7 protein-coding genes are annotated in these 6,472 nt (G+C 40.8%); 3 read left to right on the plus strand and 4 right to left on the minus strand.

All coding sequences use genetic code 11. The features are described 5' to 3' along the window. Positions 1–349: 349 nt before the first annotated feature. A complete protein-coding gene (gene uvrC, locus HWQ41_RS14000; RefSeq protein ID WP_292763564.1) occupies positions 350–2,227 on the minus strand; it encodes an excinuclease ABC subunit UvrC in 1,878 nt (625 codons plus the stop codon). A 353-nt stretch (positions 2,228–2,580) separates the two neighbouring features. Between uvrC and HWQ41_RS14005 the strand changes: the two genes are divergently transcribed. Together HWQ41_RS14005 and HWQ41_RS14010 are read left to right on the plus strand one after the other, a co-directional pair. Further along, on the plus strand, positions 2,581–2,781 hold the full coding sequence (locus HWQ41_RS14005) for a hypothetical protein (RefSeq protein WP_292763565.1): 201 nt from the start codon (positions 2,581–2,583) through the stop codon (positions 2,779–2,781). A 366-nt stretch (positions 2,782–3,147) separates the two neighbouring features. Further along, entirely contained in the window at positions 3,148–3,327 is a 180-nt protein-coding gene (locus tag HWQ41_RS14010; RefSeq protein ID WP_292763566.1) for a hypothetical protein, read from the plus strand. Positions 3,328–3,348: 21 nt separating this feature from the next. Here HWQ41_RS14010 and HWQ41_RS14015 read toward each other — a convergent pair whose 3' ends face one another. Together HWQ41_RS14015 and HWQ41_RS14020 are read right to left on the minus strand one after the other, a co-directional pair. After that, entirely contained in the window at positions 3,349–3,771 is a 423-nt protein-coding gene (locus HWQ41_RS14015) for a response regulator (RefSeq protein ID WP_292763567.1), read from the minus strand. Between the two features lie 566 nt (positions 3,772–4,337). Next, positions 4,338–5,345, minus strand: a complete 1,008-nt coding sequence (locus HWQ41_RS14020; RefSeq protein WP_292763568.1) for an NF038130 family PEP-CTERM protein — start codon at positions 5,343–5,345, stop codon at positions 4,338–4,340. Positions 5,346–5,707: 362 nt separating this feature from the next. Between HWQ41_RS14020 and HWQ41_RS14025 the strand changes: the two genes are divergently transcribed. Then, positions 5,708–5,854, plus strand: a complete 147-nt coding sequence (locus HWQ41_RS14025) for a hypothetical protein (protein ID WP_292763569.1) — start codon at positions 5,708–5,710, stop codon at positions 5,852–5,854. 47 nt (positions 5,855–5,901) lie between these two features. Here HWQ41_RS14025 and HWQ41_RS14030 read toward each other — a convergent pair. After that, positions 5,902–6,472: aminotransferase class I/II-fold pyridoxal phosphate-dependent enzyme (locus tag HWQ41_RS14030; RefSeq protein ID WP_292763570.1), on the minus strand; the 571-nt coding region annotated here is incomplete at its 5' end.

Below are 6,472 nucleotides of genomic sequence, written 5' to 3' on the forward strand. Positions count from 1 at the left end.
TTGGGCTTCGTTGCCATCCCGCCTGGGAATAAATTCCGAGGCTAATAGCTAAAGTCCTTTTAAGAGGACTACATACAAGATTTTAAGCTATGTATAGCAACGGACAAGAAGGTTAGGACATTAACTGATGATAAAACCTATATACAAACAGACTTTCAACCCAGTCCCCAGTCCCCTGCTATAGATGGCTATCCTGTGTAAAAGGGAAAATTTTAGTCCACTTGAGTGAACTTTAGCTATCAGCCCAGAACTTAAGTTCTGGGCGGGATTGCCTGTCTGTGCGACACTTTGACTGTGACGAAAATGTGTGTGAGGATAAGTCTTCAAAGTGAGAGTGGGAGTTGTCACTTTAAGCAGGATGAAAATAATCGTAAATTTCTTGAGCCAAACGCGGCCCAATTCCTGCTACTTCAGCTAGTTGTGTGGTTGTTGCTTGCCGAATATAATCGACTGAGCGAAAATGTCCTAGTAGCTGCTTTTGTCGATGATGTCCTAAGCCAGGAATTTCATCTAAACGCGATCGCTTCAATTTATCACTGCGCTGCTGACGATGGAAACTGACTGCAAACCGATGCGCTTCATCCCGCAGCCGCCGCAATAACTGTACCCCCGGTTGTTCTGCATCAGTTATCAAGGGTTTAGATTCTCCGGGTAAAAAAATCTCTTCTCGCTGCTTTGCTAAACTCACAACTCGCAAGTCTTCTAATAAATTCATCTCTTGCAAGATAGCGACAACCGATGATAATTGACCTTTACCACCATCGATCATGATTAAATCAGGCCAGTCGGGATTACCCAAACGTGCTAATTGCTGATCTTCCCCATACTTGCGAAACCGCCGCTGGATGACTTCAGCCAGACTGGCAAAATCATCTGAGTGTCCTGCTGTCACAGTGGGATTTTTAATTTTGTAGTGGCGATAGTGCTGTTTGGCGGGTAATCCATCGATAAACACAACTTGCGAAGCTACAGCATTTGACCCTTGAATATGGGAAATATCATAACCTTCGATGCGGTGAGGTACATCTGGTAAATCGAGAATAGCCGCTAAATCTTGCATTGCTTGATGGTTGCGATCGCCAAATTTTTGCATTCTTTGCAATTCATACTGAGCATTTCGCTCTACCATCTCAATTAATTCTGCCTTAGTTTGCCGCAAAGGAGTCAAAATTGTGACTTTTTTGCCTTTACGTTGAGTTAAGACATCCGCCAATATCTCACCATCTGGTAAATCATGCTGTACCAAAATCTCTATGGGTATTTCCACGGAGTCAGCAGTTTGGTAATGTTCCTCTAAAGCTCGTTGTAAAATAGCTCCCGGTTCCGCATGAGCATCCGCTACAAAAGCCAAACGTCCTACCAATTGCCCAGCGCGAATCTGAAATAGTTGAATGCAAGCGTGCTGTTCGTCGGCTGCCAGTGCGATCGCATCCCGCGAAACGGTATCATCTGGTAAGGAAACTTTTTGGTCGGCTGTCAGCGACTTTAACCCAGAAATTTGATCACGAATTCGTGCCGCTGACTCAAAATTCAAGTTCTCAGCGGCGGCGTTCATCTGTTGGGTCAAAATATCAATTAGTTCCTGAGTTCGACCTTGAAAGACCATCGCTACCTTTTGCACAATTTTGCGATATTCTTCTGGTGAAGTCAGCTGTTGACACACACCCGGACAACGCCCTAAATCATAATTTAAGCACGGACGGTCTTTAAAAAGTGGTTGAGGTCGTTGTCGCTGTGGAAAGATGCGCTTGCAGATGCGGACAATTTCTCGTAATAAACCAGCATCAGTATAAGGGCCATAAAACTTATCCTTTTCTTTACCGAATTGACGTTTACGGGTAATAAAAATTCGCGGATAATCTTCTGACCAAGTGATGCAGAGATAGGGATATTTTTTATCATCTTTGAGCAGCACGTTAAAGTATGGCTGGTGCTGCTTGATCAAATTGGCTTCTAGCGCTAGCGCTTCGGCTTCCGTATCAGTGACGATGAATTCAATTTCTGTCACCAACTTGACCATCGTGGCGATACGTTCACTCTTGTTGTAGCCATCCCGGAAATAGGAACGGACACGCGATCGCAACTTACGTGACTTACCTATATATATAATGCGATCGCTCTTGTCCCGCATGAAATAAACCCCCGGTTCCGGTGGAATTTCGGCTAGACGGTTTTCCAGTCGTTCTGGCTCTTTAACCAGTGGTAATATTTGAGTAGATATTGTCACAACCAAAATTAGGTAATCTTTCTCTATTTTAAGAAAAATTATTTTTTCGTGCCGATTTAACAGACTATTTATCTAGGACTTACGCATTGACAAGAAATACCAAATATGTGGCAGGTGAAAACCCACATCTTTCGTAGGGGTTTAGCATGGCTTTTCCCCTACAGCATCGTCTATTTACGATCAAAGGATAATTCAGAAAAGCCTGAAACAACCTATTTTTGTTAATGCACATCACGATAAATTTGTACAGTGCGTAAGTCCTATTATCAAGTAAATATAAAGTAGCCGTCATAAACTGCATACACCAGAACCCATGAAAAACTCCACCCACTATTGGGTTGGAGTTTTTGGGTATGGCGAAGAATCACCAATGCCCAATGCCCGAAGTCGGGGGGCGGCTATCCCTCTCCACCCACTCTTGGGATGGAGTTTCCCGCCGACTTTCAATGAAAGAGGGACTGGGGACTAGTATTTTTTACTCAGCGAGAAGTCTGAGGGTCAGTTTTCGACCTAGACGCTTGCCAGAAAACTTGCTGCAAGCATCAGAACTTTGAAGCAGACGAGAGTTTGTCTAGCCGCGACCTTAGTCATCGGCTGCTACTGTCAGAATAAAAACTTTGCTTTTTGAATTTATAATTAACATTTTTAAATCGATAATACTTTATTAGTTGAAACTTTATATTTTAGATAATAATATTTTATTTAGTGATTTTACTAGCTTTACATCTTGATTTTTAATCACAAAAAATCTGCTTAGATATCGCTTATATAAATGTCAGGTAAATAATTTATTAATTTACAATATTTCGGTTTTTTTATTGGACTGATAACACTAAGCGAATTAACGGATTTAGTAAGTTAAATTTACGATTATGATTAAGAATATAGCTATTATCATAATTTCAAACAAGAGCTAAACTATGAATTTGCAAGACTTTGAAGCCGAGTACCGTGAGGCTATGGCTGAAACTCTCAATGAGCTACAAACAGCAGTTTTATTGTTAGCGCAAGTACAACATAAAATTTCAAAAATTGGCAGTTCTCTACAAAATCTTAGTGAGCGTGTGGAAGAGTTCATCGCTAACGAAAAAGCGGAGTAAATGCACGCCCAGCAGAAAACTTTATCTGTGGCAAAAACTAAACTCTTCTTCAATTGTAAGAATGAGATCCTTGAGTTTTAAAGGTTTGACAAAATAGCGACGTGCGCCCAAACTTAGAGCTCGTTCTTGATCTGCTTTAAAAGCAAAGGCTGAAACCACAATGATAGGTATTTTTGACAACTCAGGTTTTTGCTGGACTTGTTTTAAGAGCGAATAACCGTCAATATCTGGCAATTTCAAGTCTAATAACATTAAATCTGGCTCGAATTTCTCTATAGTTGAGAAAAAAGTAGAGCCTTCTGATAAGCTTTGGACATCGTACCCACAGTAAGTTAGATAGTCACTCAGTAACATCCGATTGAGATAATGGTCTTCAACTAGCAAAATTCGTCTAACCTTGTGTGACCGCAATGGCTGATCTATATTGAGTAATTGTGCTGTCATTGCTACCTGTTATCTGATTATCTTAAGTAAAAGCTAACAATTATTACCATAAACTAAAACGGTAGTGCATTTAAACGGTGAAAAATAGAAATTTTACTTATGTAATCTAGTCAAAGATATTAATAATTCAAATTTACTTACCTATACTACGATACTTAATAATATTATCCCTAATGATATTTTTAATTAAAAATTAACTTTTTCTTTACGGATTTTTTATATTTTATAGTATTAAATAAACTGCTGCTTTTAAAAATTGAATCGTCTAATTCTTATAGGTAATAATACTTAAGTAATCCTGGAAGTAACGGTATGGTAATTGCCCTTACTAGAACAGTTTTCATCTGGATGTGAGGGTAAGTAATTCCATTTCACGAAATCCCTGTTACAAATACGTTAGTAGGGGAATACAGATGTAGATCCTTACAACCGATTCGTTTGTTGCAAATATTTTTAGAAATAGTATAACCTAGAAGATTAAATCATCTTATAGTTTGAAGGAATTATTCATCAAAAAAAGGGAGCTGTTAGCTCCCTTACTTATTTGTAGTTTTGAACCCGCAATTTTAAATAGATACTTTTTTAAATTTGCGTTGCGTTACAAAGACGCCAGCAACACCCAGCAGACCAAGCATTACTGATGGTTCTGGAACTGAGCTTGAAGGAGGCGTGGGAGCGGTGTATCCAGGTGTGTTCCAAGTGTAATATGCGCTGTAGGATACGCCGTCATCAGAGGCTGTGATTCCAGATGCAGTGGAGTTAAAGCTATAGGCGTAGTAAGTTTTATTATCGGTAACTACTTTGGCAATTTCACTAGCTCCAATTTTACCTTGGTAGACGTTTAATGTCGCTTGGAAGTTGAGGAGGTCTTTGTATGATGTCAGTTGATTTATTTGAGTTTGCAGGGTAGCTGATGTGGGCAGTAATTGAAGTAATGAAATCTTAGTTTGAACATCTAAAGCGCTTATACTTAGACTTGTTTTGCCTGGAAATAGTGATTTCACTCCTCCATCCCACGCTTGGCCAAGATCAGTAGAAATTGTCTGTGAGAGTTTGGTCTTTACATCCAAGTCACCAACCAATTGCAGTTCCACACCGCCATTTTGACCGAATTGGAAGCTACCAATGTTAGGATCTCCTATCCCCAATGAAGGAAAAGAACTCGTTATTAATGATTGGGTACTCGCTGAAAACCCATTCCACACTGACTTGAATGGAGTATAGGTATTCAACAAATCACCCAGCCATTGGGAACTAAAGCTACTCCAGTCACTAGCAGTGACACTGCTAACGGTGGCACTGTAGTTTCCTTCTGTGGCGGTGAAACCAACGTTAGAAGTTGGGTTTTCGTCAGTATACCAAAGCTCGACATTAGAGGAGACATTACCATCAGTCAGAGCTTGGGAGGCAGCTACAGTATCATTTGCTATAAAATTACCATTCGACCCACCAGTATAGGTTTTAATTTCATTTGCGTTGTTGAAAGTTAATGATAAAGCATGTGCTGGAGCAGTAGCGATCGCGCTCACACCAATAGCCATTGAGGCACCAATTACAAGTTTCTGAAAAGTCATTTTCATTTTTTCAAGTCTCTGTCAGTTTAGAAGTTAAGTTTTAAACTACTGCCGTTTTTAGGCTTGGGCTGTCTTGACTACAGGCTTTTTAGCAATACGGCGGCTTTTAAGCGCGACCTGCATTGTTAGCCATCTTTGGTAGCTGAGCGTACAAACCCAGTTTAAGAAACGGGGAGACCTTATTGGGTAAAGTTACTGCTGATTATCAATAAAAAGATGAAGAATGTTTCGATATTTTTAACCGTTTAATTACATATTTTGTTAGAAAGTGATAGTTGTTAAAAATACATTGACTTATTTTTAAGTTCAGTATAATACGGTGATTCGTAGCGACGTACAGCTGTCATTGGTGTCAACTTAAAGTGAAAGCCAATCTAGAACCAGCTTTTAGAGATTGTCTCGTTAAGAGTCTCCGACTCTTAATGCCTAATCGCGGGCTGCCGCCTCAAGACTTGCGGCAGCAGCCCAATGAAGAGCATTTCCAGCCAGGACTGGAAACGAAGTTTTAAAGGAGTTTTAGCGCAAAAAATCCTTGGCGTTCAGTTTGAGAAGAAATTTAATGAAGGAACTCAGCCATTCTTTCCACAGCAGTTTCTAACAAAGGTGGCTCATGCACCAAGGCAAAACGGACATACCCTTCTCCAGATTTGCCAAAGCCAGCACCTGGGGAAGCGGCTACACCAGTTTGTTTAACTAGCTGGGTACAAAATTCTATGGAGTTTTGACTCCAAGCTGAGGGCAATTTTGCCCAAATGTACATTGTGGCTTTGGGAGTAGGAACATTCCAGCCAATGCGGTGTAAAGCACTGATGAAAGCATCACGCCGCCACTGGAAGGTAGCGACAGCAGATTTTACCCCAGCTTGAGGGCCAGTTAGGGCAGCGATCGCACCATTCAAAATCCCGCGATACTGATTAAAATCAACTGCGGCTTTTACCTGCCGTAAGGCGTTAATTAACTGGGCATTACCGATGGCGTAACCAATACGGAAACCGCCCATATTGTAGGACTTGGAAAGGGTGAAAAATTCAATCGAGACGCTTTTTTCTGGATCAGCTTGCAGAATTGAAGGGACTAGGCATGGGGCATTGGGCATTGGGCATGGGGCATGGGGCATGGGGCATGGG

This window comes from Nostoc sp. NOS(2021) (assembly GCF_017115025.1).
Classification (GTDB): Bacteria; Cyanobacteriota; Cyanobacteriia; order Cyanobacteriales; family Nostocaceae; genus Nostoc.

Bases quoted from the DNA above. Each gene is read 5' to 3' on its own strand.
- HWQ41_RS14005 (WP_292763565.1), top strand. From the start codon at position 2,581: ATGGCGAAGAATCACCAATGCCCAATGCCCGAAGTCGGGGGGCGGCTA.
- HWQ41_RS14010 (WP_292763566.1), top strand. From the start codon at position 3,148: ATGAATTTGCAAGACTTTGAAGCCGAGTACCGTGAGGCTATGGCTGAA.
- HWQ41_RS14015 (WP_292763567.1), bottom strand. From the start codon at position 3,771: ATGACAGCACAATTACTCAATATAGATCAGCCATTGCGGTCACACAAG.
- HWQ41_RS14020 (WP_292763568.1), bottom strand. From the start codon at position 5,345: ATGACTTTTCAGAAACTTGTAATTGGTGCCTCAATGGCTATTGGTGTG.